General features: G+C 70.8%; 25 protein-coding genes and 1 pseudogene. 10 read left to right on the top strand and 16 right to left on the bottom strand.

The features are described 5' to 3' along the window. Positions 1 to 12: 12 nt before the first annotated feature. Positions 13 to 381 (bottom strand): hypothetical protein, encoded by a 369-nt coding sequence (locus L3i22_RS19025; protein ID WP_221328298.1) that lies wholly within the window; start codon positions 379 to 381, stop codon positions 13 to 15. Positions 382 to 841: 460 nt separating this feature from the next. On the opposite strand from L3i22_RS19025, the gene L3i22_RS19030 reads away from it, so the two are divergent. From L3i22_RS19030 to L3i22_RS19040, 3 genes and pseudogenes are all read left to right on the top strand, one after another. Further along, a complete protein-coding gene (locus L3i22_RS19030) occupies positions 842 to 1,414 on the top strand; it encodes a SigE family RNA polymerase sigma factor (protein ID WP_255658387.1) in 573 nt (190 codons plus the stop codon). 6 nt (positions 1,415 to 1,420) lie between these two features. Beyond that, complete coding sequence (locus L3i22_RS19035) at positions 1,421 to 2,674, top strand: hypothetical protein (protein ID WP_221328299.1); 1,254 nt, start codon at positions 1,421 to 1,423, stop codon at positions 2,672 to 2,674. Between the two features lie 147 nt (positions 2,675 to 2,821). Continuing rightward, positions 2,822 to 3,847, top strand: a pseudogene (locus tag L3i22_RS19040) (acyltransferase family protein); the annotation flags it as partial. A gap of 82 nt (positions 3,848 to 3,929) precedes the next feature. Here L3i22_RS19040 and L3i22_RS53555 read toward each other — a convergent pair. Continuing rightward, positions 3,930 to 4,886 (bottom strand): LLM class flavin-dependent oxidoreductase, encoded by a 957-nt coding sequence (locus L3i22_RS53555; protein WP_304523468.1) that lies wholly within the window; start codon positions 4,884 to 4,886, stop codon positions 3,930 to 3,932. Between the two features lie 88 nt (positions 4,887 to 4,974). Here L3i22_RS53555 and L3i22_RS19045 point away from each other — a divergent pair, with 88 nt between their 5' ends. Beyond that, complete coding sequence (locus L3i22_RS19045) at positions 4,975 to 5,748, top strand: helix-turn-helix domain-containing protein (protein WP_221328301.1); 774 nt, start codon at positions 4,975 to 4,977, stop codon at positions 5,746 to 5,748. A 31-nt stretch (positions 5,749 to 5,779) separates the two neighbouring features. On the opposite strand, the gene L3i22_RS19050 is transcribed toward L3i22_RS19045, so the two are convergent. From L3i22_RS19050 to L3i22_RS53560, 11 genes are all read right to left on the bottom strand, one after another. Next, positions 5,780 to 6,475, bottom strand: coding sequence for a hypothetical protein (locus L3i22_RS19050; protein ID WP_221328302.1), 696 nt, complete (start codon positions 6,473 to 6,475; stop codon positions 5,780 to 5,782). Then, entirely contained in the window at positions 6,472 to 7,440 is a 969-nt protein-coding gene (locus tag L3i22_RS19055; protein ID WP_221328303.1) for an NAD(P)-dependent oxidoreductase, read from the bottom strand. The genes L3i22_RS19050 and L3i22_RS19055 overlap by 4 nt, the downstream gene beginning before the upstream one ends. Further along, positions 7,437 to 8,750: a nucleotide sugar dehydrogenase gene (locus tag L3i22_RS19060; protein WP_255658388.1), complete on the bottom strand. Its 1,314-nt coding sequence runs from the start codon at positions 8,748 to 8,750 to the stop codon at positions 7,437 to 7,439. The genes L3i22_RS19055 and L3i22_RS19060 overlap by 4 nt, the downstream gene beginning before the upstream one ends. A 23-nt stretch (positions 8,751 to 8,773) precedes the next feature. Continuing rightward, positions 8,774 to 9,742 carry an endo alpha-1,4 polygalactosaminidase gene (locus L3i22_RS19065; protein ID WP_255658390.1) on the bottom strand — a complete coding sequence of 323 codons (969 nt, stop codon included), beginning with the start codon at positions 9,740 to 9,742 and terminating at the stop codon, positions 8,774 to 8,776. Next, entirely contained in the window at positions 9,739 to 10,635 is an 897-nt protein-coding gene (locus tag L3i22_RS19070; RefSeq protein ID WP_221328304.1) for an NAD(P)-dependent oxidoreductase, read from the bottom strand. Before L3i22_RS19070 ends, L3i22_RS19065 begins: the two co-directional genes overlap by 4 nt. After that, on the bottom strand, positions 10,635 to 11,363 hold the full coding sequence (locus L3i22_RS19075) for a sugar phosphate nucleotidyltransferase (protein WP_221328305.1): 729 nt from the start codon (positions 11,361 to 11,363) through the stop codon (positions 10,635 to 10,637). Before L3i22_RS19075 ends, L3i22_RS19070 begins: the two co-directional genes overlap by 1 nt. A 26-nt stretch (positions 11,364 to 11,389) precedes the next feature. Next, positions 11,390 to 12,910 (bottom strand): hypothetical protein, encoded by a 1,521-nt coding sequence (locus L3i22_RS19080; protein ID WP_221328306.1) that lies wholly within the window; start codon positions 12,908 to 12,910, stop codon positions 11,390 to 11,392. A gap of 73 nt (positions 12,911 to 12,983) precedes the next feature. Then, the gene (gene pelF, locus L3i22_RS19085) at positions 12,984 to 13,811 is read right to left on the bottom strand and encodes a GT4 family glycosyltransferase PelF (RefSeq protein WP_221328307.1); all 828 of its coding nucleotides are present in this window, start codon (positions 13,809 to 13,811) and stop codon (positions 12,984 to 12,986) included. Continuing rightward, positions 13,812 to 14,489: a DUF3492 domain-containing protein gene (locus L3i22_RS19090; RefSeq protein WP_221328308.1), complete on the bottom strand. Its 678-nt coding sequence runs from the start codon at positions 14,487 to 14,489 to the stop codon at positions 13,812 to 13,814. Positions 14,490 to 14,520: 31 nt separating this feature from the next. After that, on the bottom strand, positions 14,521 to 16,653 hold the full coding sequence (locus L3i22_RS19095) for a hypothetical protein (RefSeq protein ID WP_221328309.1): 2,133 nt from the start codon (positions 16,651 to 16,653) through the stop codon (positions 14,521 to 14,523). 707 nt (positions 16,654 to 17,360) lie between these two features. Then, positions 17,361 to 18,128, bottom strand: a complete 768-nt coding sequence (locus L3i22_RS53560; protein ID WP_255658391.1) for a hypothetical protein — start codon at positions 18,126 to 18,128, stop codon at positions 17,361 to 17,363. A gap of 221 nt (positions 18,129 to 18,349) precedes the next feature. On the opposite strand from L3i22_RS53560, the gene L3i22_RS19105 reads away from it, so the two are divergent. From L3i22_RS19105 to L3i22_RS19115, 3 genes are all read left to right on the top strand, one after another. Further along, positions 18,350 to 18,979: a hypothetical protein gene (locus L3i22_RS19105; protein WP_221328310.1), complete on the top strand. Its 630-nt coding sequence runs from the start codon at positions 18,350 to 18,352 to the stop codon at positions 18,977 to 18,979. A gap of 135 nt (positions 18,980 to 19,114) precedes the next feature. Further along, positions 19,115 to 19,471, top strand: coding sequence for a hypothetical protein (locus L3i22_RS19110; protein WP_221328311.1), 357 nt, complete (start codon positions 19,115 to 19,117; stop codon positions 19,469 to 19,471). An 88-nt stretch (positions 19,472 to 19,559) separates the two neighbouring features. Next, positions 19,560 to 20,219, top strand: a complete 660-nt coding sequence (locus L3i22_RS19115) for a hypothetical protein (protein WP_255658392.1) — start codon at positions 19,560 to 19,562, stop codon at positions 20,217 to 20,219. 8 nt (positions 20,220 to 20,227) lie between these two features. Here the strand turns inward: L3i22_RS19115 and L3i22_RS19120 are convergent, their stop codons facing one another. Both L3i22_RS19120 and L3i22_RS19125 read right to left on the bottom strand, forming a co-directional pair. Next, on the bottom strand, positions 20,228 to 20,968 hold the full coding sequence (locus tag L3i22_RS19120; RefSeq protein ID WP_221328312.1) for a hypothetical protein: 741 nt from the start codon (positions 20,966 to 20,968) through the stop codon (positions 20,228 to 20,230). Continuing rightward, on the bottom strand, positions 20,968 to 21,672 hold the full coding sequence (locus tag L3i22_RS19125) for an ABC transporter ATP-binding protein (protein WP_221328313.1): 705 nt from the start codon (positions 21,670 to 21,672) through the stop codon (positions 20,968 to 20,970). Before L3i22_RS19125 ends, L3i22_RS19120 begins: the two co-directional genes overlap by 1 nt. 99 nt (positions 21,673 to 21,771) lie before the next feature. Between L3i22_RS19125 and L3i22_RS19130 the strand changes: the two genes are divergently transcribed. The 3 genes from L3i22_RS19130 to L3i22_RS19140 all read left to right on the top strand — a co-directional run bounded on the left by L3i22_RS19130 (position 21,772) and on the right by L3i22_RS19140 (position 24,019). After that, a complete protein-coding gene (locus L3i22_RS19130; RefSeq protein ID WP_221328314.1) occupies positions 21,772 to 22,626 on the top strand; it encodes a sensor histidine kinase in 855 nt (284 codons plus the stop codon). 135 nt (positions 22,627 to 22,761) lie between these two features. Further along, complete coding sequence (locus L3i22_RS19135; protein WP_255658689.1) at positions 22,762 to 23,418, top strand: response regulator transcription factor; 657 nt, start codon at positions 22,762 to 22,764, stop codon at positions 23,416 to 23,418. Positions 23,419 to 23,458: 40 nt separating this feature from the next. Further along, positions 23,459 to 24,019 (top strand): GNAT family N-acetyltransferase, encoded by a 561-nt coding sequence (locus L3i22_RS19140; protein ID WP_221328316.1) that lies wholly within the window; start codon positions 23,459 to 23,461, stop codon positions 24,017 to 24,019. Here the strand turns inward: L3i22_RS19140 and L3i22_RS19145 are convergent. Then, on the bottom strand, positions 23,997 to 24,536 hold the full coding sequence (locus L3i22_RS19145; protein WP_221328317.1) for a hypothetical protein: 540 nt from the start codon (positions 24,534 to 24,536) through the stop codon (positions 23,997 to 23,999). The two genes, L3i22_RS19140 and L3i22_RS19145, sit on opposite strands and share 23 nt — an antisense overlap. Positions 24,537 to 24,563 lie beyond the last annotated feature (27 nt).

Raw genomic sequence — 24,563 nt, forward strand, 5'->3', positions numbered from 1 at the left:
CAATCAAGGACGTCAGTTGGTGATGCGGCCTTCGGAGGTGTCGACCACGAAACAGGCGCACTGCAGAATTTCCAGGAGTGCGGCTCGAAGCAGGCGGATTGCATCGTCGCTCACGTCGAGCTGCAGGCGGCAGTCACGCGGGAAGTCGAGGGCCGCGGCGCTTCGTGGACCGAATTCAAGGGACAGTTCGTGGCCGATGAGGGTCCAGGCACCCGGACCGGGCGCGACCGATCCAGCACCGTTGATCACCTCATCCACCCACCCGTCGAAGCGCAACCGGATCAACATGATGTGAACGCCTGCGGCACCGAGGGCTACCGTGAGCTCGTCGTCGGTCTGCCAGACGTCGACCCGGTCGACGCGCAGTTGCGTGCTGTTCACGTGCGGACCGTACAGCGAGGCCGCCCACAACGCGCCGGTAAAACGCGGGAGCATGCACGCTCTCCGGCACGACCGCGGCCCGGAGGGCGTAACGATTTGCACGCAGTGTGACGACTGGTGCTACGACCGCGTGCGACCGGCGGCAAATTCAAATCGCCTCAGGTCCGGAGTCCGGACCGATATAGATCTCGCTTCCGTCGGACCGCCATGCGGAACCTCCGCTGGGCACGTGTACGACCATGTCACCAGCTTCCAGGCTGACTGCGCCATCATCCGCGCCATCGGTCCATTCCACGGCGATCTCTCCGCGCGCTCAGCGGATAGACCTCCGTGGTTGGCTCGAACGCTACTGCGATCGCGACATCCGATGTGCAGTCCGTTCGTACCGACGAAATTTGTTGTTGGATTCGTGCAACAGTTCGGGCCCGGCGAGCGTGTTGGTACGTCGGGGGAGGTGGGAGTGGTCGAGGACTTCGGGTCGTTCGTCCGTGACCGTACGTCTGCGCTGCTGCGTTATGGCTTCGTCCTGTCGGGCAATCCCCATGACGCCGCCGATCTGGCGCAGGAGGCGCTGGTCCGGTTGGGCGAGCGGTGGTTGAAGGTCAGCGCGCAGGGCGATCCGGAGGGCTACGTTCGCACGACGATGGCGCGGCTGCACATCAGTTGGTGGCGTCGTCGCCGGCGGGAGCATCCGGTGCTGGTCCTGCCGGAGCAGAGCTACGTCGACGCCGGCATCGCCGAGGCCGAGGGCGATCTCGGTCTGTGGCATGCGGTGACCGCCCTGCCGCCCCGCCAGCGGGCGGTTCTCATGCTGCGCTACCACGAGCAGCTCAGCGACGAGGAGATCGCCCGGTTGCTGGGGGTTTCCCGGGGAACGGTGCGCAGCCAGGCCGCTCGGGGCCTGGACAAGCTGCGCGAGGTTGCCGAGTCGCGGGTGGACGGGGCAGCGGTGCGCGGTCCGGCCGCTCGGGGCCGGGACCAGGTGCGCGAGGTCGCCGAGTCGCCGGTTGCCAGACAAGTCAGTGGGAGGTAGCCGCGCATGCGCGACTTGGAGGACGATCTGACCCGTACGTTCCGGGCGGCCGGCGTGGCCGCTCCGGACTCCGGGCCGGGTTTTTCGGCGGCGCTGAGCGCCCGCCGGCGCCGGCGTACCCGGACCAGGACGGCCACGATGGTCGGCGCCTTCGCGGCGGTGGTCGCGGTTGCGGCCGGGGTGGCGGTCTTCGCCGCACCCGTCGCCCGGCAGCCGGACCTGGCGCAGTCACTCGATCCGGCGCCGCTGCCGACCGGATCATTGCCCACCGTTGCCCTGTCCGCGGCCAAGCCGTTTCGCGACCTGTGGCCGGACGCGCTGGTCGAGCTGCCGCTGCGGTTGCCGGGCGGGCGGCGGTACTCCGTCGTGGCGCCATTGGACGGCGACGAGTACCTGGTAGCGCCGCGGGACGACCTGACGAGGCCCCTGCCGGTGGTGCTCAACGCCCGGACCGGTGCGGCACGGAAGCTGGGAACGGTTCCGAGTTCCGGCTACGCCGCCTACGACCAGGCCGGCACCTACCTGACCGAGCACTACATCGTGTGGGTGGTGGCGGCTCAGCAGAAGGGCGGCGCCATGTATCACGAGGTGTGGAGCGCGCCCAGGGACGGCGGCACGGCCGTGCGCCGGGCCAGGTTCGGCCCGGGCGACATGACGGTGTCGGTCGCCGAGGCCGGCGGGGTCTTCTACGCCAGTACCGAGCCCGCTGCGGGGGGCGGGGCGGTCTACCGGATTCCGGATGGCGGCGAGCCGCAGAAGGTGGCCGGTAGTGAGGGGTACGTTCTGCGATACGGGTCGTGGGCCGTGCGAAACCCGGTGCGGTCGACGGAAGATTCGGCACCGGCGGCGGTGGAGGCTCCCCGGTTCTGGAACGTGGCCACCGGTGAGCGCCGCACACCGCGCACCCTGACCGGGGTCACCCTGATCGACTGCAATCCGAGCATCTGCGTCGGGCGGGCCGCGGGGAGCCTGGTGAGCTATGGCATCGACGGCAGTCGACCGCTGCGGACGTCCGGCGACGCGGTGGACCCGACCGGCGCTGACACGTGCGGCTCGTGCCTGCCAGGAATCAATGTGTTCTACGACGACAGCTACGGCCGATTCCTCCAGCTCCGGCTCAAGTCCGGCGTCTACCTGTGGGACCGGAACACCAACACCCTCGGTACGCAGCAGGACGGGTCCTCCGGGGACGGAGATGTGATCGACGTGGGTCAGCCCGGCGGCAAGCAACACCTGCTCCTTCTCAGCAGGATCCGCTGAGCCCGGCACGCCGAGCGTGAGTACCGGATAGCTCCGCGACGCCGCCCGGCCTGACGCGACCCGGGCTCTACACCAACCTCACACCCCCGACGGGCTGGCCGCAGGCCATGCCCGTGACTGGCGCGTGCCCGAAGACAGGAGCAGATCTTGAGTGCCGCCGCTGCCCTCGCGCCGCGCGTCGACCACCGGATTCCCGGGCTGGACGGGCTGCGCGGTCTGGCCGCCGGCTACGTCGTGCTGCATCACTGCTGGCTGCTGGCCTTCCCCGGCTATCCGGCCAACACCGGCCCGGGCTGGCTCGGATGGCTGGTCCACGGCCGGCTCGCGGTCGTCGTGTTCATCACCCTGTCGGGCTTCTCCCTGGCGATCTCGCCGGCCCGCAACGCCTGGCGCCTCGGCGGCGCGCTGCAATACGCCCGGCGCCGCGCCCGCCGAATTTTGCCGGCCTATTGGGCGGCCCTCGCCGCCAGCGCGCTGATCGCGACCATCGTGCCGGCCCTGCCGCTCAGCGCCCCGCCGACGCTACGGTCGGCCATCGTCTACGGCCTGCTGCTGCAAGACGTCGTCGCCGCGCCCGCCCCCAACGGCGCCTTCTGGTCGATCGCGGTGGAAGCCGGCCTGTACCTGGCCTTCCCGCTCGTGTTGCTGACCCGCCGGCGGTTCGGGGCGACAGCCACGCTCGCCGCCGTCACGGTGCCGGTGGTGACCGCCGGACTGCTCGTGCCCGAGCTGTCCCTCGGGCCCCGAGCGACCGGTTACACGCTGGAACTGGCGCCGCTGTTCACCGTGGGTGTGCTGGCGGCCGGCATCGTCTCCGCCGGCGCCCGGATCCGACGCCTGCCCTGGCTCGCCCTGGCCACGATGGCCGGCGCACCGGTCCTGATGCTGATCGCGTTTCGCGGCTCAGCGTGGACGGCCGGTCACTACTACTGGCTGGACCTTGCCGTCGGGCCGGCCATCGGCCTGTTCCTCGCGGCCCTGGCCACCCACCGACCGGTCCGGCTGATAAGCCTGCTGAGCTGCGCGCCGTTGCAGAAGCTCGGCGGGTTCTCCTACAGCCTCTACCTGATCCACATGCCGATCGTCGCCCTGATCAGCACCCTGATCGTGAAGCCCCGCACCAGTTCACACCTGACAACCTTCGCAGTCACCGCAGTCCTGGTGATTCCCGTCTGCTTGGCAACGGCACGGTTGTTCGCAGCCGTCTTCGAAATCCCGTTCCAACGCCGCGACGCCCGTCTCCGGGGCAGCCCCATCACGGCAGCAACGCTGCGTGGTGTCTCCATGCGGGGACGAGACTCGCCACCCGTTCCAATTGCTGGTGTTGCGAGCGTAGGCCGAGCCCGCCGAGCCGGACGACGATGTGGCGGGCCCCGGCGTCGATGTACTGGTTGACGGCGGCGCGAACCCGATCGGGCGAGCCGGCGACGACGGCCTGGATCTTGTTGAGTTCGGTGAGCGGCATGCCGTAGGTAGTGGTGGCGTACTGCTCGATCTGCCTGCCGGCGCGGTCCTCGTCCTCGTCGATCAGCGCGGTCACGAACAGCGCGGGCGTGATCGCCCCGGTCGCGCGGCCGGCGTCGGTCGCCGCCTTGTGGATCTCGAGCAGGCCGGCGGCGTAGTCGGCCGGGTCGGGCGGATACGGCAACCATCCGTCGTAGCCTCGCCCGGTGCGCACCAGCGCGGCAGGTGTGGCACCACCGAGCCAGATCGGCGGTCCCCCGGCGCGGAACGGCTGGGTCGCCGGCGGGATGTCGTCGTACCGGAAGAACTCGCCGTGGAATTCGGTGGCCCCGGCCCACAGCGCGCGCCACAGCGCGACGGTCTCGTCCAGCCGGGCGAAGCGCCGCTGCCACGGAACCTCGGACAGGGTGTAGAACGGTCGCCCGAAGCGGCCGGGGAAACCGGCACCGACCGCCACGGCCAGCCGGCCACCGGAGAGAAGATCGATCGATGCCAGCGCCTGTGCGGCCTGTATCGGCCGGCGCAGGAACGGAAGTAGCGCACCGGTGCCCAGCGTCGCGGTGGCCGTGGTCGCGGCCAGCGCGGCCAGCATCGTCAGGGCCTCGATGCGCGGGCTGATCAGGGAGTCGTTGACGAACAGCGAGGAAAGTCCGAACCCCTCGGCCGTACGACCGAAGGCGATCAGCTCACGCGGGTCGTCGCCGGCGCCCGCTGCAATACCGGTCGGAAGTAGTACACCTATGTCCACGGCGATGATGCTCACCGGTGGCCGTACCACTCGGCAATTCCCTGCAGGGTATGGCCGGCAGGCCCCGGTTGCGACTAAATACAGGCCTATGGACTTTCCCCGGGTGCTGCGGGAACGGCGTACCGAGCGGCGCATCAGCCAGCTCGAGATGGCCTCCCGGGCCGGTACCACCCAGCGGCACCTGAGCTTCATCGAGTCGGGCCGGTCGGTTCCGGGCCGCGCCATGGTGGTGCGTCTCGCGGAAACGCTGAATCTGTCGCTGCGGGAGCGTAACGAGTTGTTGCTGGCCGCGGGCTACGCGCCGGCCTACCCGCAGACGCCGCTCGACGATGCCGCGCTGGCGCCGGTGCGGGCCGCGCTCGGGCACATCCTTGCCGGGCACCAGCCGTACCCGGCGCTGATCGTCGACCGTAGCGGGGCCATGGTCGCGGCGAACGACGCGTTCGGCCTGATCGTCGCGGGTGCCTCAGCCGATCTGGTCGGCCCGGGTCGCAACGTGTACCGCTTGGCGCTGCACCCGGACGGTATCGCGCCGCGCATCCGCAACCTCGCCGAATGGGGGCGCCACATTCTGGACCGCCTCGGGCATGCGACGGAGCTTCGCGACGAGCTGTCGAAGTATGTGCCCGAGCTGGAACCGTCCTCCGGGCAGCTGGGGTTCGCGGTACCGCTGCAACTGGACTCGCCCTACGGCCTGCTGCATCTGATCACCACCGTGATGACATTCGCGACGGCGACCGACATCACGCTCGCGGAACTCAAGATCGAAGCGTTCCTGCCGGCTGACGCCGCCACCGCGAAGGCGTTGCATGAGGCGTCGCTCGCCCTCGTCAAGGGTCACGAGGGGCGCGGTGACCCTTGACGGGGTGAACGAAGCCAGGGTGGATCAAGGGTCAGACCCGGGACAGGGCGCGGTCGCTGACCGCGCAGTGCATGCCGAACTGGCGGGCCCGGCGCACCGCCCAGTCCGTCAGCCCGGGACTGTCGGCGTAGTCGAGCGCGTACAGATCCACCTGCAACTGCAGCAGCTGCTCGGCGATCTGCGCGTGGAACTCCAGCACGTCCGGCGGCCACGGCGCGTACCCGTCGTCGGTCCAGCGCGCCGAGAACGACTCGAACAGCACCCCGTCGACCAGCTCGCCCAGCTGTGGCAGCATGCCGAAACCGCGGTTGGCCAGCAGGTACCCGGGTTTGGCCTCGTTGCGGATCGCGGCGATCAGGGTGAGCAGGTGCGGCACGTCCTCCGGGAAGGTCAGCTCGACGTTGAGCTGGTCCAGGAACAGCCCGTCGAAGCCGGCGTCGATCGCGGCCCGGGCCTTGCCGACCACCTGTTCGACCCACTGCGGGTGCCCGACGTGCACGTAGGCCCCACCCCAGTCCGGGTTGCGTTCCGCGCGGTGCCACGGCGCGGGCGGCCCGTGGTCCTCCGACAGCGACAGGTAGCCCAGGGTCCGCACGCCCTGCCCGGCCAGGTAGGCCAGCTCGGCCGGGTTGTAGAACTCCGGCTGTAGCACCACTTTCGAGTAGCCGGCCAGGTCGACCAGCCGGCCCTCGCCGTAGTAGAACCAGATCGGCGGCCGCTCGGTCATGACGGGGCCCCGTTCGCGCGGTACCAGGCGAACGTCGAGCGGACACCCTCCTCGAGGGTGACGGCCGGCTCGTAGCCGGTCAGCCGGCGCAGCTTGCTCAGGTCGGGGCAGCGCCGGTGCACCGAGCCGGGCGGCGCCGGGCTGGTCTCGATCGCCGGGCCGGCCTGGGCCACCCGCAGCACCAGTTTGGCCAGGTCGCCGATGTTGGTCTCCTCGCGGTCGTTGCCGATGTGCACGATCTGCCCGGCCGCCTCGGGGGTGGCCATCAGCCGCAGCATCGCCTCGACCGCGTCGTCGACGTGGCAGAACGCCCGGTACTGGTCGGCGCCGGGCACCCGGAACGGGTCCTCGCCGCCGGCCGCGCGCAGCGACATCTCCGGTACGACGTGGTCGGCGCCCATCCGTGGCCCGTACACGTTGTGGAAGCGCCCGACCACCGCGTCGAAGCCGCGGGCCCGGGCGGTGTGCAGGAACGCGGCTTCGCCGAGCAGCTTGCTGACCGCGTACGCGAATCGGGGCGCCGTGATGTCGGAGATCATCGCCGGGACGTCCTCGGCGGTGGGCACGCCGACCACGCCGGCGTCCACGCCACCGGCGTAGACCTCGCTGGTGGAGGCGAAGAAGACCCGTTCGCCGGGGGCCACCCAGTCGAGCAGGTGCATCGCCACCAGCGTGTTGACCCGGACCACCCGGGCCGGGTCCTGTTCCACGTTGCGGACCCCGACCACGGCCGCGAGCAGGTAGATCTGGTCCCAGCCGTGCGGCAGGGCGGCGTACGTGCCGGGGTCGGTCAGGTCCGCCGAGATCACCCGCAGGTTCGGGTGGGCGCGCGCCGCGTCCAGGTCGCTGTCGCGCCGGCCGCGGGAGAAGTCGTCGACGATGGTGACCTGGTGGCCGTCGGCGAGCAGCCGGCGGGCCAGGTGCAGGCCGATGAACCCGGCGCCGCCGAGCAGCAGGGCGCTCACGCGGCCGCCTCCTCGAACCGCGGCAGGTAGCCCAGGGCGGCGTAGCGGATGCCGGCCGCGCGGATCGCCGCGGCGTCGAGGATCCGCCACGAGTCGAAGATCAGCGCCGGGCGGGCGTCGCCGAGCATCCGGGTCACGTCGATGGCCCGGTAGTCGGGGTGGTCGTTGATCACCAGGATCGCGTCGCTGTCGGTGAACGCCTTGTCGAGGCTGACCGGCTCACCGCCGTACAGTCGAATGGTTTTGGGGTTGACCATGGGGTCATGGCCGGTGACCGTGATGCCGGCGGCGGTCAGGATCGGCATCATCGCGGCGATCGGGGTGCCGCGCATGTCGTCGGTGGGCGGCCAGCCCTTGTACGCCCAGCCGAGCACCGCCAGCCGCGTGCCGCGGGTGTCCCCGCGGGCCTCGCGCAGCAGCCGCACGACGGTGCCGGCCACGTGCACCGGCAGGAACTCGTTGAGCTCGCGCGCCCGGCCGATCAGGAACGGCTGGTAGTCGCCGGCGCTCTCCAGCATGATGTACGGATCCTTGGACAGGCAGCCGCCGCCGACGTATCCGGGTTTGGCCAGGTCGGGCCGCGGATAGTCGAGGTTGGTGGCGCGCAGCACCTCCAGCGGGTCCAGGCCGTGCTGTTCGGCGATCAGCGCGACCTCGTTGCCGTACGAATAGATCAGGTCGGTGTGGCAGTTGTTGCTGAGCTTGACCAGTTCGGCGGCCTCCAGGCTGGACACCTCGACGATGCTTTGGGCGAGCCCGGCGAAGAACTCGACGCCGGCCCGCAGCGACGCCGCGTCCAGCCCGCCGATCACCTGCGGCAGCTCGACCAGCTCCCGCAGCGCCTGGCCCTGGATGGTGCGCTCGGGCGCCATCACCAGCCTGACGTCCTCGCCCCAGGCGGCGCGCAGCTCGGGCAGCACGATCCGGCGGCTGGTGCCGACCGGCACGGTGCTGCGGACCACGACCAGGGTGCCGGGCCGGCAGCTGGCCGCGACGGCGCGCGCCGCGGCGGCCAGGTTGGTCAGGTCGGGGCGGCGGGTCGCGTCGTCGACGGGGGTGGACACGCTGATCACGGCGACGTCCACGACTCCGCGGGGAAGTTCCGCGGCGACGTGGATCCGACGGCCCACCTCGGAGGCGAAAATTTCCTCCACACCGGGTTCGAAGATGTGCGAGCGGCCCTGGGACAGGGTGTCGATCACCTGCGGTGACGCGTCCGCGCCGTACACGGTGAAATCTTTTGCCGCGAGAGCGGCGGTGAGCGTGAGGCCGACGTAGCCGAGGCCGACGACCCCGATCGTCATGGGCATGTGAGTTTCCTCCAGAGTGGCGTTTACGTGCACGGCGGGGCGGTGCGGTCGAGGTCGACGACGGTGACCGTCCCGGTGAAGTGCTCGGCCCGGTAGTGGGCGCAGGCGGCGCGCACGTCGGCGGGCCGGGTGGCGTAGTCGACGCTGAGCACGAACTTGCCGTCGTCGCGCAGGGCGCGGGTCTCGGCGAGGTTCTCGGCGCAGTAGTCCTCGGTGCAGCGTTCGTCGGTGGCTTCGAAGAAAAGTTCCTCCATGCCGATGCCGTCGACCGCCGCGGTGTATCCGGGCTGGTGGCGCAGCTCGGGGGAGTTCTGCGGGACGATCAGGAATCCGGGCCGAAGGTTTTTTGCGTACCGGCTGATGTGTTCCACCAGGTCGGCCATCGCCCGCGCCAGCTCGTCGCGATCACGCCCTTGCGCGGCGGAGAGCGCCAGCTGCTCGTAGGCCAGCGGAGTGTCCAGGTAGACCCCGTCGAAACCGGCCCGCAGCGCCCGGTCCACCCGCGGCCGCACCACCCGGTCCCACCAGCGCTGATCCCAGTAGCGGACGAAATATTCCCCCGGCCACTCGGCCCACTCGTTGGCGATCAGGTCGCCGGCCTGGCGCCGCAGCAGCGGATATTCCGGCCGGAAGTCCTCGATGCTGCCGATCTCGAAATACGCCAGGACCCGTTTGCCGGTGGCGCGCACCCGGGCGATCTCGGCGGCGCTGAACCAGTCGCTGCCCGCGTCCCGGGCCAGGTCGACCACGACGATCTGGAACGGCCCCGCGGCGAGCTGGTCGAGCCGGCCATCCGGGTAACCCTGCAGCTGATAGGCCCAGGAGCCCACCTTCAAAGGCAAAGAAAAAGACAAAGACGATTGCGACGGTACGGCCGTGGGAGCCCCGCCGCGCCCGGCCGCCCGCGGTGACGGCCGGACGGCGAGCGCCACCACGGCCACCACCAACGTGACGGCCGAGGCGATCAGCAGGGCGACCCGGGCCCGGCTCACCCCGGTGCCCCCGCGGCCCAGATGTCCTTGATCGTGGTGGCCAGGCCGACGGCCGGTGCCCAGCCCAGCTCGCCGGCGGCCCGGCTGATGTCGGCCTGGATCCAGTCCACCGCCGCCGAGCGCTGCGGCCCGCTGCCGTGCTCGCGGATCTCCCCGGTGAACCCGGCCTGCTCGGCCAGCAACTGCACGGCCGTGCGGACCTGGGCCGCCTCCCCGCTGCCGGCGTTGTAGACCCGGCTCGGCAGGCTCGGCGCCAGCACCACCGAGCACAGCAGGGCGGCCAGGTCGCGCACGTCGACGAAGTCGCGGTAGGCGCCCAGCGGCCCGAGCACGATCTCCGACGCGCCCAGCTGCGCCGCCTCGCGCAGCCGCAGCTGGGCGCGGCCCAGCACGTTCTCCGCGGACTGACCGGGACCGATCGGGTTGAACACGCGCACCGAGACCGCGTCGACCCGGCCGGTGCGCGCGGCCAGCTCGAACAGCCGGGTGCCGGCCAGGTGGCTGATCCCGTACGCGCCGATCGGCTCGGTGGGATCGTTCTCGGTCACCGCGTGGCCGTGCGCGACCACGCCGTACTCGCCGGCCGAGCCGAGCCGCACCAGCCGGGTGCCCGGCGCGGCGGCCTCGACCGCGTCCAGCAACTTCGCCGCGACCAGCGTGTTCGCGCGGGTCAACTCCTCGTTGGTGCCGCCGAGGCGGCCCACGCAGCAGATCACCGCGTCCGGCGCGGTCTCGCGCAGCAGCCCGGTCAACCCGTCGCGGTCGCCCTCGACCAGGTCGTAGCGGTCGCGGCCCGGGCTGATCAGCTCACCCACCCCGGGATCGGCGGCCAGCGCGGCGCGCACGTGCGCGCCGATGAAACCCGATGATCCGAACAGCAATACTCGCGACATCACACCGGCTCCTCCTGGCGCTGACGGAACAAGACTGGTCTGAGCTCGGCCAGGCGGCGATTGGCCTCGTCGTAGTCCTCGGGCCGGCCGATGTCGAGCCAGAACCCGGTGAACGGGTAGGTGTCCGGGTGCTCCCCGCGGGCCAGCAGGTCCAGCACCAGCTGGTCGAAGCCGAACGGGCGCCCGGGCGGATACGGCGCGAGGGTGCGCCGGGACATCCCGTACACGCCCATGCTGACCTGATAGCGCAGGTGCGGCTTCTCCCGGAAGCCGACGATCCGGGCCGACTCCACGTCCAGCACCCCGAAGTCGATCTTGTGGGTGCGCTCGGCGACCGCCACGGTCAGCCCGGTGCGGGCCAGCTCGTGCTGGTGCAGCAGATCCCCGTAGTCGAGATCGGTGAGCACGTCGCCGTTCATCACCAGGAAGTGCTCGGGCAGGCTGTCGCGGATGTTGAACAGCGGACCCACCGTGGACAGCGGGCGGTCCTCCTCGACGTAGTCGACGCGCAGCCCCCAGCGGGCGCCGTCGCCGACGTACGCCCGGATCAGCGGGCCGAGGTGGTTGATCGCCAGCGTGACCGAGCGGAACCCGCAGTCGGCCAGCTGGTTGAGCACGATCTCGAGGATCGCGTGGTGGTCGCCGATCGGCATCAGCGGCTTCGGCAGCGTGGTCGTGTACGGCCGCAGCCGTACCCCCTTGCCGCCCGCGAGAATGACCGCGTGCATCGCAGATCTACCTCCCAGTCGAAGAGCTAGCGGTAGTGCCGGGCCTGGCTCACCAGGGGCGCCAGGCCGATCAGGAACAGGGCCTGCAGCCCGAGGACGCTGCCCAGGAACAGCGCCGTGTCGACGGTGGCCGCGCCGGAACCCGGGCCGGCGCCGAGCAGCAGGCCGCCGCCCACGTGCACCGCGATCGCGGCCAGCAGGCTCAGGCACAGCCACAGGTGCCGCTCGAAGCCGGCCAGCAGGAACGCGGCCAGATAGGCGCCGCCGAGCACGACGTGCGCCGCGGTCATCAGCACGCCGGCGGTGGTGAGCCGGCCGATCGCGGCCAGCCAGGCGAGCAGCCCGGCCGCCGGGACCGTGGTCACCGCCAGGCAGGCGAGGGTGTCGGCGAGGATGCGCCGCCAGACCGCCGCCCGGAAGTGCGCCGGCCGCCCGATGCGGTGGGTCAGCCCGACGACCGTGCCGCGGAAGTGCTCGGCGCGCCATTCGACGAAGCCCATCACCAGGATCAGCGGCGCGGCCGCGGCCGCCACGTCGAAGCGGGTCAGCAGGTACGGCGCCTGCGCGTGCAGCAGCAGTGCCGCCGAGCACAGCCCGTAGCAGCTCACCCCGGCCAGGCCGGTCCGCCAGGCGCGCAGCACCGGGGCGCCGGGCAGCTCGTCGCGCGGTCCGCGGCCGCGGGTCGTCCACAGGGCCACCGCGAACGCCGCCAGCACCCCGGCGGTCGCCGTCGCGATCGCCGCCGGTCGCGCCGCCGGCCCGACGATCAGGTAGAGGCCACCGGCGGCGGCCGCGGGCAGCATGGTCGCGGCCAGCCGGCCCTCCCGGCGGTAGAAGACCAGCACGGTGCCGGCCATCTGGTAGGCGAGCTGACCGGCGGTGAGCAGGATCAGCTCGGCCCCGCCGCCGGTGACGGCGACGACCGTGGCGCCGGCGCCCGCGCCGATCAGCGGCCCGGCCAGGATGGTCAGCGCCAGCAGGACGGCCGCCGCGCGGGGCCGGTCCGCGCCCAGCAGCTTGTAGGCCGCGTACGCCGCGGTGCCCGAGTACATCCAGCCCAGCCCGCCGGCGAGCGCCAGCGCGAGCACCAGCGAGCGCTGCCCGAGCACCGCGAGCACCGCCGGGAACACCACGCTGGGCAGGGCGTAGAGCGGCCCGTGCGCGAGCACCCGCGGGGTCTGCCAGCGGGTGCGGGCCGCGACCGGCGGCACGGTGTCCTCGTGCGCCTGCGGGCCCAGACCCCGGAACACCGCGTCGGCCAGCACGAACACGTCGGTGAAGCCGTACTCGACCCGGGCGATCCGGTCGGTGCAGCCGTCGGCCTCCAGCGCGGCGGCCACCTGCAGCCCGTCGACGGCCCGGCGCAACCTGGGCCGCAGCCGGTCGACCAGCTCGTCGAGCGGGTCGGTGGAGATCTGTGGCAGCACCACCGGGTGCAGCACCGGCGCCGGGTGCTCGCCGGCGGCGAACCGGCGCCCGGCCGGATGCTGCTTCGGTGGCTTCTTCCCGGCCGTGACCTGTGGAGTCTTGATCTCTCCGGTGCTCATCGCGTCACCTCGGCTTCGCTCCGGCGTCGCGATGAGCTGAACACTGTGCCGATTGATTCGCTCGCAAGCTCGCTCATCGGGAAACCTCGCCGATGTCGCGCAGGTGCCGCGGCTCCGGCTTGGCGGTCAGCGGGGCGACCAGTCCCTCGTAGACGTTGCGGTACATCTGCAGCGACTGGCTGAGCGTGAAGTGGTCGAGGACCCGCTGGCGGGCCGCCGCGCCGAGCCGGCGGCGCCGCTCGTCGTCGCGCAGCAGGGCCAGGCAGGCCTGGGCGACCGCGGCGTGATCGCGCGGCGCGACCACGATGCCGGTGTCGCCGACCGCCTCGGCCACCCCGCCGACGTTGGTGCACACGGTCGGGCGCCCGCACGCCATGGCCTCCACCACGGTGTACGGGAAGCCCTCGGAGATGCTGGTCAGCGCCACGATGCTGCCGGCGTGGTAGGCGTCGACGGCATTGCCGATCCGCCCCTCCAGCACCGCCGCGCCGGTGAGCCCGAGCTCGTCGATCAGCTGCGCGCACGACTCGTGGTAGAACCGGTTGACCGCCGGGGTGCCGCCGAAGATCCGCAGCCGCGCCGCCGGCATCTCCGCCCGGACCAGGGCGAACGCGCGGATCAGGGTGTGCAGGTCCTTGAGCGGGTCGATCCGGCCCATGAACGCGATCGTCGGCGTCGCCGGCTCGCCGATGGCCGCCGGGAACTCGGCCGGTTCGACCCCGTTGTACATGGTCCACATGCGTTCCGGCTCGGCGCCGTTCTGCAACTGCCAGCGCCGGTTGTACGCCGAGTGCGGGGCCAGCACGTCGGAGGTCAGGTACGCCGCCCCGGCCAGCGACCGGAAGAAGCTGAGCACCAGCACCCGCACCGCGTGCGAGGCGTCGCCCTCCAGGTACGACATCTAGCGTTCGCGCAGGTAGATGCCGTGCTCGCTCATCACCGACGGGGTCTCGTAGCGCCACTTGGCGGTCATCGCGACAAGCGTGGACAGCCCGTTCATCGAGCAGTGCACGATGTCCGCCTCGACCACCGGCGCGCTCAGCGGCCGCAGCATGTGCTCGATGAGCCAGGTGGCCCGCAGCGCGTCGGCCAGCGTCGGCGCCGGCCCGGTCTCGGCCACCCGCAGCTCCCGCCAGGCGTCGATCATCATGCCGAGCGCCTGGTTGGACATCAACGCCGCGCCCAGGTCACCACCGGCGGCGGCGTACTCGTAGAAGCCGCGCAGGGCGAGCAGGAACAGCCCGCGGTTGGCCGCGCCCTGCTCGGGGGAGGTGGTCTCCAGCGGGGTGACCAGCGCGCGCAGGAACACCTCGTAGGAGTCGGTGAAGGCGGCGCCGGGCCGTCCCCGGCCGGCCCGCCGGGGGCGGTGCTCGTCGAGAGCACCGCCCCACAGCGGGATGGACTGCACCCGGTCGAGGTTGGCCGGAACCGGGAAGACCGGCTCCTCGCTGCCGTCCACGGTCAGCGCCACGACCTGCCAGCGGTAGTCCGGCATGCCGCGGATGAGCTGCTCACACCAGATGCTGACGCCACCCATGGCGAACGGGTAGGTGCCCTCCGACACCAGTGCGATGCGCACGTGCGGCCCCCGTTCCCGCGCCGGCGCCCGATCAGGCCCGCGGCGCCGCGGGCAGCGTCACGGCGGTGCCGGCGGTGAGCGTCACCTCGGTGGTGCGGTCACTGCCGTACGTCGTCGTGCCGGTGGTCTGCACGCCGCCGGCCTGCAGCGTCCCGCTCAGCGGCGAGCTGAGCGTGACCGTGCCGGCCACCCGGTCGTAGACCGCGTCGGCGCCGGCCGCAAGCTGCGCGAAGTGCGCGGTCCGCACGCTGGTGTACGCCCCGATCTGCGACCAGTTCCAGTTGAGCAGCGGCACCGAGTAGTACGCGCTGTACTTGGCGGCCACGGCCGTCACCCAGTCGTTGAGCAGGCTCTGCCCGCTGCCGTAGTCGTGCACGTTGGCGATGTGGAACGTGTGGGTGTTGAGCCCGCCCGCTGCCACGTGCTGCAGACCGATGCCGGCCTCGTAGTCGACGATCTGCGCGTACGTGCGGTTGGTCGGCCAGTACGGGAACCGGCCGCCGGGGCCGTAGAAGGAGTTGTAGAACGCGGTCTCCTCCTCCGGTGTGGTGACGAAGTAGGCGATGTTGGTCGGCCAGTCCGGCACCACCGACAGGCTCGGCTCCAGCGGGTGCACGATGCCGGCGTTCAGGTGCGCCGGCTGGTGGCTGGCGAACGACATGTTGCCGTGCAGGTACTTCACGCCCAGGTCCTTGGCGGCCTGCAGCAGGTTCGGGTTCGACCCGGCCAGGCCGTGATCCACCGGGACGCCGGTGTCGTCGTTGGGGTCCACCGTGTAGACGCCCAGCCCCGAGTACTCCGGTGTCTTGAGCACGTCGTCGGGCGCGGTCAGGCCGATTGCCGCGCCGGCGTTGCGATTGTCAAGAATTTCGGCGTACGTCGTGGCGTAGTCGGTCTGGTTCAGCTCGGGATGATTGAGCGTGTGGTTGATCCAGCGGAAGTCGCCGGCCAGGCATTTGGTCGTCGCGGTCAGCTCGGCGATCCCGCCGTCCGGGCTGCACGTGTTGCCGGCGAACGGGTCGATGTCGGCGCCGTTGAACGCCACGTTGTAGGTGAAGCCGGCGGCCAGCGGGTAGTTCGTGCGCAGCGCGCTCTGCTGGGTGTCGAGGTTGACCGCCTCGTGCGCGGAGACCTGGTAGCCGGGGGTGTACTCGATGTGCCCGTCCGGGTAGTAGTGGTCCGCGGTGTTGAACCAGTCGTCGACGTCGACGTTGAGGTGATGGCGCTGCTCGCCGAGGAACAGGCCCTTGCTCGTCCACCGGAACAGCCCGTACACCAGCAGGTCGGACTGCAGCAGGTACTGGTTGGAGGTGAACGTGAGCGCGATGCGCTCGCGGCCGTCGGTCGAGGTGCTGCGCACGCCCAGCACGTCACTGCCGCTGGTGGCGATCGCGTCGGCGGCGCACCCGGTGGCGATCGAGGTGCGGTACACGTACGACTGGGTCACCGGGACGGTGACGTCGCTGCGCAGGTAGTCGAAGACGCCGGCGCCGGCCGCGCTCAGGTTGAGGTTCAGCGGGGTGTCGCCGACCGAGGTCTCGCCGGCCGAGCGCAGGCAGTAGTCCTCCGGCCAGGTGCCGTAGCTGGTGTAGAGCGCGGCCTGGCGTACGCCGAAGTTGCGCTCGTAGGCCCACAGCAGGTTCCACTCCGTGCTGTCCAGGCCGTTGAGGTAGGCGCCGCCGGAGGAGTACAGCAGCATGCTGTTGGTCAGCAGGATCGCGTTGTACCGGCCGGTCCCGTCGGCGCGCACCAGGGTGTCGGCGGTCACCGCGGTGTCGGCGCTGTAGAGCACGTCGTAGGCGGCGCCGACCCGATCGAGGGTGGTCTTCCAGGTGGGCACGCCGAAGTCGTCGGCGTTGGTGGCCACCACCAGCGCCCGCAGCGCCACCCGGTCGGTGCCGGCCGCCGCGGCGGCGGTGCGCGCGCTCAGCGTGCTCGCGGCCTGCACGGCCACCTTGCCGGAGCGTCGTGGCAGCGGGGCCGGGCGAGACGCCGGCGGGCGGGCGACCTCGCCGAAGCCGGGCACGTGCGGGGCGGCCTTGCGCGGTGGGGCGGCGGGCTGCGCGGCGGCCGGCGTGGGCAGCGCGGCCACCAGAAGGCCGGCGCAGAGCGCGGCGAGCAGCGTGCGCAACGGCCTGCGAGGCGTGCGAAGGGCAGGAGTCATCGGGCGTCCTCCAGGACGGGTCAGACGAGTGAGCGGGGCCCCGGCGAGGGCGTGCGGGGGCGGGCTCAGACGTCCGGAGGGATGGGCCGACGGCGAGTCTAAGCAAGAATTAAGGACTTTCTGTCGGCTGCTCGACCGCATTTTGTTGCCCGTAGGAAACCGTTGACGACAGGTGCCGGGCGGTGCTAGCGGATCCCCTGAAGATCGTCGAAGATCGATTTGTTAACAGTTTTGTGACCGCCGGGTAGCGCACTGACGTGCCATTTCCGTGTTTGATCCGTAACGGACCGCAAGCAGACTCGTGACAAGCGCTGCAGCGCTGAAGGGTGCGGTGATTTACCCGTATTAATGCGGCTTTTGGTCGAGACGCCATGGCTCGCGAGCTTTCCCGTAAAGCGAACAAAAGTCCCTTAGCGGAACCTTAACGCCACCGCAGGTGAATGCCTTTCGAATGCGCCGCCGAACTCGTACTAATGGGCCACCATTGTGGATAGATGCCCTATTGAAATAGCCTGCGCATTGATGTATGGCAATTGCAGAGGGCTGTTAGCTCAACAGCAGGTCGCCTGATCTCCGGCAGGTCCGGAAAGTCCGGTCGGCAGATCTGATCACCGGCCTGGTCGCCGATCGCCGGCCCGGCGAGGAACGCGAACTCGACTTCACACCGCGGGGCGGCGCCTACTACGCACGGCCGGTCCAAGCCGGGGCTACTGGAGCCGGTCGGGGCGGATGACGACGGTGCTTACGGTGGCGTCGCCCCAGACGGTCGTGTTCAGGATCATTTTCTGGTCAGTGGACAGCATGGCGAACTCCAGGACGAAACGTTCGATGGGGGCGTCCATGTACACGCAGCCCAGGGCGGTCGAGCCGCTGCCGGCCAGGTTCCACGTCTCGGTCAGGCGCACGCGAACCCAGCGGTGGTCGGACTCGTCGGCCTCCGGCCCGGCGTAGTCGACGGAGAGCAGGAATTCCTGCCGGTCGTCGAGGAGATCGAACTCCTGCGCCATGCGCCACCAGCCCGCGTTGACCTTGGCCGGCATGTCCGGATCCTCGATCTTGACGGCCTCGGAGTCGAAGCGCCCGTCCTCGGTCCGGCAGGACGCGGGCCATCGCCCGGGAGCCGGCAGCGGGAGGGAGACGTCCGTCGTGATCGGCTCGATGAACTCGATACCGGCCGAGGCCAGGTCAGCGGCGATCTCGGCATCGGTCCGTGCCACGCGCGCACGACGCTCCTGGTAACCGCGGTCGTGGACCGGCGTGAACTGCCGGACCGTGTCGCGGATCCATCGGTCGATGGCGTCCGGTGACTGCCTGATCGCGACGACGAGATCTGACACGGCTTCCCGCGTGGCGGGGCCCACGTGCCGGTCCAGGTCTGCCTCGGTCACTTCCTGGTAGGACATGCTGAGCTGCCACCAGAAATTCATCAGAACTCGGCATTCCTCCTGATCACGATCGTCGGCCAGGTAGTCCATGACAATTTCCCGGACCGTCGAGAGCTGCTCCTCGTCACGGAAGCCACGATGCAAATCCGTCAGGGACACGCAGGGATTCTAGGCGCCGGAGAAAGGGGAACCTGGCCGCCGGAGGGCCGGCCTGGTCGAAGCGAGCCAAGCACGTAGTCAACGGTTCTGGACGTGACCTGCTCGGTTCGAGGGACTGCGAATGCCCTGGACAGGTCCGAGATCATGGCCGGGTGGAGTATCTGGATCTGACGGAATACGCGTATGCGGAGTCGGTACTGCCGATGAAGGCGGTCGGCTGGCTGGGCACCGAACATGGCATTCAGGGCGGCACCGCAGCGCCGCTGGCAAGCGCTGAGCTGCGACTGCTCAACGCGGCCTCGACTCGTGGTCGCAGATTGATGCTGGGGCGGCACCGGTGTGAGTTCTGCCAGTTGGATGAGAGCAGTGGAGAGTTCAGCTATTACCTACCCTCGGGTGACATCCACGCTGCGCCGACGATGATCCTGCATTACGCCGAGAAGCACAGCTATCGGCCCCCGGCAGAGCTGCTCGACAACCTGGCCGAGTCGATGCGGCCGCAGTGGGACTGGCGTGCGGAGTATCTGTGCGCCCTCCTGCTCGACGAGTCCGCGGACTTCGGGGCCAGGGCCGAGGCAGTCATTGATCTTTCGCTCTGGCGGGATCGCCGTGCTTTTGACGCCTTGTGGAGCGCCATGGACGACGAGGAAATGGTGGATCTCGCGGGCGACGAGCTCGGACATTCCCTGGCGACTTCCGCCGGCGAGCCCTACGCCGGTGGCCTGACCGACAGCCGCCTGCATCACCGGGTGCGACTCGGCATCGGGTACGGCCTCAAATAGCGCCCAGGACGACTGCTGTCTGCTCGGGCCAATACTCCAGCAGGAGATCCGTTTCAGGGTTCCGTGCGGGCCTGCTGGGCCGTTGTCGCTGCGGGCCTTCCGGCTCTGAGATCTGCTCTGGGCTGGACCATCCTGGTGTCATCCGGCGAGCAGCAGGCCGGCATCTCGACGGAGCGCATTCGGGATGGCATGCTCGCCCGCGTGTCGATCAACGATGAACAGTTGCAGGTGAGCCGCTCACAACCGTCGTACCGAGCCGGCGTATGGGCCCTCCGTGCGATGGTCGCGATCCTGGTTCTCTACGTCGCTTGCGGGCTTGCGCGCGTCGACGGGACCGGCTGGCTGCTGCTGGCGTATTTGGTGGCGATGACCAGCGGGTTCGTGCTGCTTGAGCGTGCGGGTGTCCGCATCTTCGGGTTTTCGCAAGGAATCTGGAGCCGCCGCAAGATGGTCTACCGCGATGTTTTCGCTCTCGGCCGATCGCACACCTAGCCCTGGAACGGGTGCGGCAGATTGCCGGGACGATCCTGCATCCGGAACGGTGAATCGGTTGGTCAGCGGTCCTGGCATGATCGCTGGGGTGAGGGACTGGGCGCGTTTCGTCGACGAGGTCTCCTGGTTCGTTGAGCCGGGACAGGCCGTCGTGGTGGGGGAGGCGCTGCCCTGGAGCCGCCCGCCGATCGCGGCGTTGCCGGTGTTGTCCGGGCTGCTCCGGTCGGCGACCCTGACGCCGGTCTCGGTCGCGGATACACCGTACGAACTGCTGGCGTGGGGTCCGCCGGATGACCGGCGAGGCTGGCTGTGCCGCGCGCCGCACCCCGTCGACGGCGGCCCGGTCGCCGAGGTCCACCAGCTTTTCTGGCAGGTGTGCGGCGGCATCGTGGAGACGTTCGGCGCGCCCGACACGTGGTGGAGCAATCAGAACGAGGTGCTCACCGCCGAGGCGCAGCGGGTCCGGGTCGCCGACGTTCTCCGCGACTATGCGTGGCTCTGGGCCGACGACGGCCTGACGATTCCGATCGACGCCGACGAGTATTACGCCGCTGCCGTCGAGGCCAACGGCAATCTCACGCTGGTGCGCCGCGAGGACGGCCGGCTGCTGCTCTTCGCGCCCGATCACGCGTTCTCCGGGGTCACCCCGTTGCCCGGATGCCCGCCGTACTCGCTGCTCACCATCGACGAGATACCTGACCTCGCGACCTGGATCGAGGTCTGCGCCGCAGCCTTCCAGCAGCCCTGAGCCGGGCCTCAGGCGTCGCGGCGGTGCAGGACGGCGGTGGCGGCGGCCAGCAGCAGCACCGTCCAGGCGACCATGACCAGCGCTCCCGGCACCGCGCCGAGGCCGCCGTCGACGGTGTGGGCACCGTCCAGCAGCCGGCGCCCGGCCATGTCCGGCAGCCAGAAGCCGACCGGGCTGACCTTGCTCAGCAGCAGGGAGAACGACACCAGGGACCCGTTCACGATCAGCACCACCAGCGGGACGACGCCGTTGCGCGCGAAGACCGTGATCGCCAGCGCGATCAGACCGCTGAGCAGCCAGTAGAGGGCCGCGCCGAGGCACTGGATCACCGCCGTGGGAACGCTGACGGCCCCGCCGACCAGCAGGCGGGCGGCACCGATCGTGACCGGCATGGTGACCGCGGCGACCACGACGACGAACAGCACCACGACGATCGCCTTGGCCGCCAGCAGCAGGACCCGGTTGGGCACCGCCGCGAGCGTCGTCGTGATCTGACGCTCGCCGGTGTACTCGCTGCTGAACACGATCACCCCGAGCACGCTCGCCCCGACCGTGCCCAGCGGCGCCGCGGCGAACGCGATGTCCAGCGGTGCGATGAACGCCGATCCGGCCGGGTCGGCGTGCACCGCGTACCCGTTGAGCAGGGTGATCAGCAGCGAGCCGAGCAGCGTCACGGCGGCGGCCACCCATGAGGCGGGCAGCGTGATCGTCTTGCGCACCTCGGCCGAGAGGACCCGGGACAGGCTCATCACCGGCCCCCGGTCGCGGTCAGGGCGAAGAACGCGTCCTCGAGCGTGGCGTAGCCGGCGGTGACCCGGGCCAGCGGCCCGGCCGCCACGATCCGGCCCGCGGCGATCACGACCAGGTCGTCGGCGACCGCGGCGACCTCGGTCATCAGGTGACTCGACAGCAGCACCGTGCCACCGGCGGCGGCCTGCTCGCGCACCACGGTGCGCATCCAGCGGATGCCGTCGGGATCCAGGCCGTTGGTGGGTTCGTCGAGCACCAGGGCGGCCGGTTCGCCGAGCAGCGCGGTCGCCAGCGCGAGGCGCTGCCGCAAACCCAACGACAAACGACCGATTAAGGTACGGCCGTTGGCCGCCAGCCCGACCTGATCCAGCACCTCGCGCACCCGCCGGGCCGGGATGCCGTGCGAGGCGGCCACCCAGCCCAGGTGCGCCCGGGCGGTGTGCGAACGGTGCGCGCCGCAGCCGTCGAGCATCGAGCCCACCGTGCGCAACGGGTCGCGAAGGCTGCGGTAGGCACGCGCGCCGACCAGTGCGATGCCCGCGGTGGGCCGGTCCAGGCCGAGCAGGATCCGCAGCGTGGAGGACTTGCCGGCCGCGTTCGGACCGAGGAAGCCGGTCACCCGGCCCGGCTCGGTGCGGAAACTGACATCGCGAAGAACGGTGCGATCGCCGTACGTCTTAATCAGGTTTTTGATCTCGAACATGCCGCCATTGCAGCCGGACGTCGCCCGCCGCGCATCGGACCTGGGTCTGTCAGACCGTGGTCCGATGTGCGCCGCGACGCGCGACCCTAAAATCCGAGCATGAATTCACCGCGGCCGTCGTGGCGCTCGCGCGTGTGGGCCATCGCCTGCACCGTGCTGGGCGTGTTCGCGCTGCTGCTCGCCGCGACCGGGGTCCAGGGGCCGGGCCAGGCCCGCGCGGTGTTCGCGGTGGCCGTCACCGTGACCGTGTCGACGCTGCTCTGGGCGCTGCTGCGCACGCGGGCCCAACGCCGAAGACATGAGCACGAGCTGGCGGCCTGGGCGGCGGAACGAGCGACCCAGGCCGAGCGGCTGCGGATCGCCGCCGACCTGCACGACCTGGTCTCGCACGGGCTCGGGCTGATCACCGTGCGCGCCGCCGCCGCGCGCAGCCTGCGCGGCCCGGCCGGCGAGGCCGAACGGGCGAGCGCCCTGACCGATATTGAGCGCACCAGCCGCGAGACCACCACCGAGCTGCGCCGGATGCTCACCGTCCTGCGGGCGCCCGGCGCGGCACCGCTGCGCCCGGCCGAGACCCTGGCGGACCTGCCCGCGGTCGTGGCCGCCTCGCGGGCCGCCGGCCTGACCGTGTCCCTGCGCCTGGGCGAGGTCGGCGCGGTGTCCGCCGGCACCCAGCTGACCGTCTGCGCCGTGGTTCGCGAGGCGCTGACCAACACCGCCCGGCACGCCGGCCCGGTCAGCTCGCAGGTCAGTGTCGACCGCGAGGGCGAGGCGATCGTCGTGCAGGTCGAGGACGGCGGGCCCCGCGAGGGCTGGCGCTCCCAGCCGGGCGCCGGTCACGGGCTCGGCAGCCTGCGCGAACGCGTGAGCGCCGTCGGCGGGATCCTGCACGCCGGCCCGGAGCAGGGCCGGTTCCGCGTGAGCGCCCGCATTCCGGACCGGGCAGGCCGGTGAGCGCCGCATTCCGGACCGGGCGGGCCGGTGCGCGCCCGCATTCCGGACCGGACGAGCCGGTGAGCGCCCGCATCTCGGGCCGGGCGTGCCGGTGAGTGCCCGCATCCCGGGCCGGGCGTGCCGGTGAGTGCCGCGATCCGCGTCCTGATCGCTGACGATCAGCCGCTGATGCGGCACAGTCTGGCCATTCTGGTCGACGGCGACCCGGCGCTGACCACCGTGGCGCAGGCCGCCACCGGCGGGGAGGCGGTGAGCCTGGCCCGGCAGGTCATCCCCGACGTGATCCTGATGGACATCCGGATGCCCGGCGGTGACGGCATCGAGGCCACCCGCGAGATCACCGCCGATCCCCGGCTGAGCACCTGCCGCATCCTGGTGCTGAGCATGTACGAGCTGGACGAGTACGTTTACGGCGCGCTGCGGGCCGGCGCCAGCGGCTTCCTGCTCAAGGACGCCCACCCCGGCGAACTGGTGGACGCGGTGCGTCGCACGCACGCCGGCGAGTCGCTGTTCGCGCCGGCCATCCTGACCCGCCTGGTCGACCACTACGTGCGCGGCCCGGCCGGCCGCCCCGGCACCGACCTGCGGATGCTCACCGACCGCGAGACGCAGGTGCTGGTCCTGATCGCCCGGGGCCTGTCCAACCAGGAGATCGTCGCCAACCTCGCCATCTCGATCAAGACGGTCAAGACCCACGTCGGCAGCCTGCTGGCCAAGCTGCAGGCCCGCGACCGCGCCCAACTCGTGATCGCCGCCTACGAGAGCGGCCTGGTCGGTCCCGGCGACCGTTGAGCGCACCCTCTGGTCGACGCCGTTGTGGTAACAGTCAGACATGGTTCGACTCGAGGCTCCGACGACCCTGGTGCACGCGTCCTTTCTCGCGGCCATGGCCGAGTTCCGTGACGAGGGGCGCGGGGCGCCCGGCGACCCGACCGAAATCGGGCGGGAGATCCGCACCCTCGCAACGTCCTGGACCTCGCCCGAGGGCTTCGACGCGTACGTGCGATGGCTGGTCGAGCAGGCCCGCGAGGACTCGCCGCGGCCCGCCGGCTACGTTCCGGCGACGAACCTGTGGCTGGTCGACGACACCGCGTACCTGGGTCGCATCGCGATCCGGCATCGCCTGACCGACCGCCTGCGGGAGGCCGGCGGGCACATCGGCTACGACGTGCGGCCGTCGGCCCGCGGCAGGGGACACGCCACCTGGATGTTGCGGGAGGCGCTGAGCGTCGCGCGTGGTCTGGGCATCACCTCGGCGCTGCTGACCTGCGACCTGGACAACGCGGCGTCCCGGACGGTGATCGAACGCAACGGCGGCGTGCTGCAGGACCGGTACCGCGACAAATGGCGGTACTGGGTGCCGACAGCTGCTACTCCGACTGCACCACGGTGAACGGTGCCCGCACGCCCTCGGTGAGCTCGGCCGCCGCCTCCAGCGCCATCACCGCGCGTTGCCGGCTGCTGATCGGCGACCTGGCCGTGGAGTGCAGCGAGCCCAGGGCCACCAGGTAGCCGGAGCCCACCGCGGCATAGCCGGAGATCGTGTGGCCGATCTGATAGTCGTCGCCGACGACGTAGAGGCGGCCGTGAATGCCGACCAGGAACTGTCCGCCCTGTTCCTGGCCGTCCTCGGTCTTCGCATAGCCGCCGGTGGACAGGCACGCGCGGACCGCGTCGATGAACGTGGTCACCATGAACCGGTCGACGTCCCAGGTGTCGGGCTCGCCGACCTCCAGCGAGTAGCGCAGCAGCTGACCCATCCGGTAGCTGGTGGTGAAGCCCATCAGGTAGGGCCCGACCTGGAACACCTTGGAATCCGAGCGCACCGCGACGTGCCATCCGTCGCTGCCCGCCGAGTCGCCACCGATGGTGACGACCTTTCCATCCGTAATCCCGACGATGCACGTCATGCAGGCCACTCTTCCGGGCCGGCGATC

Source organism: Actinoplanes sp. L3-i22 (assembly GCF_019704555.1).
Lineage (GTDB): Bacteria > Actinomycetota > Actinomycetes > Mycobacteriales > Micromonosporaceae > Actinoplanes.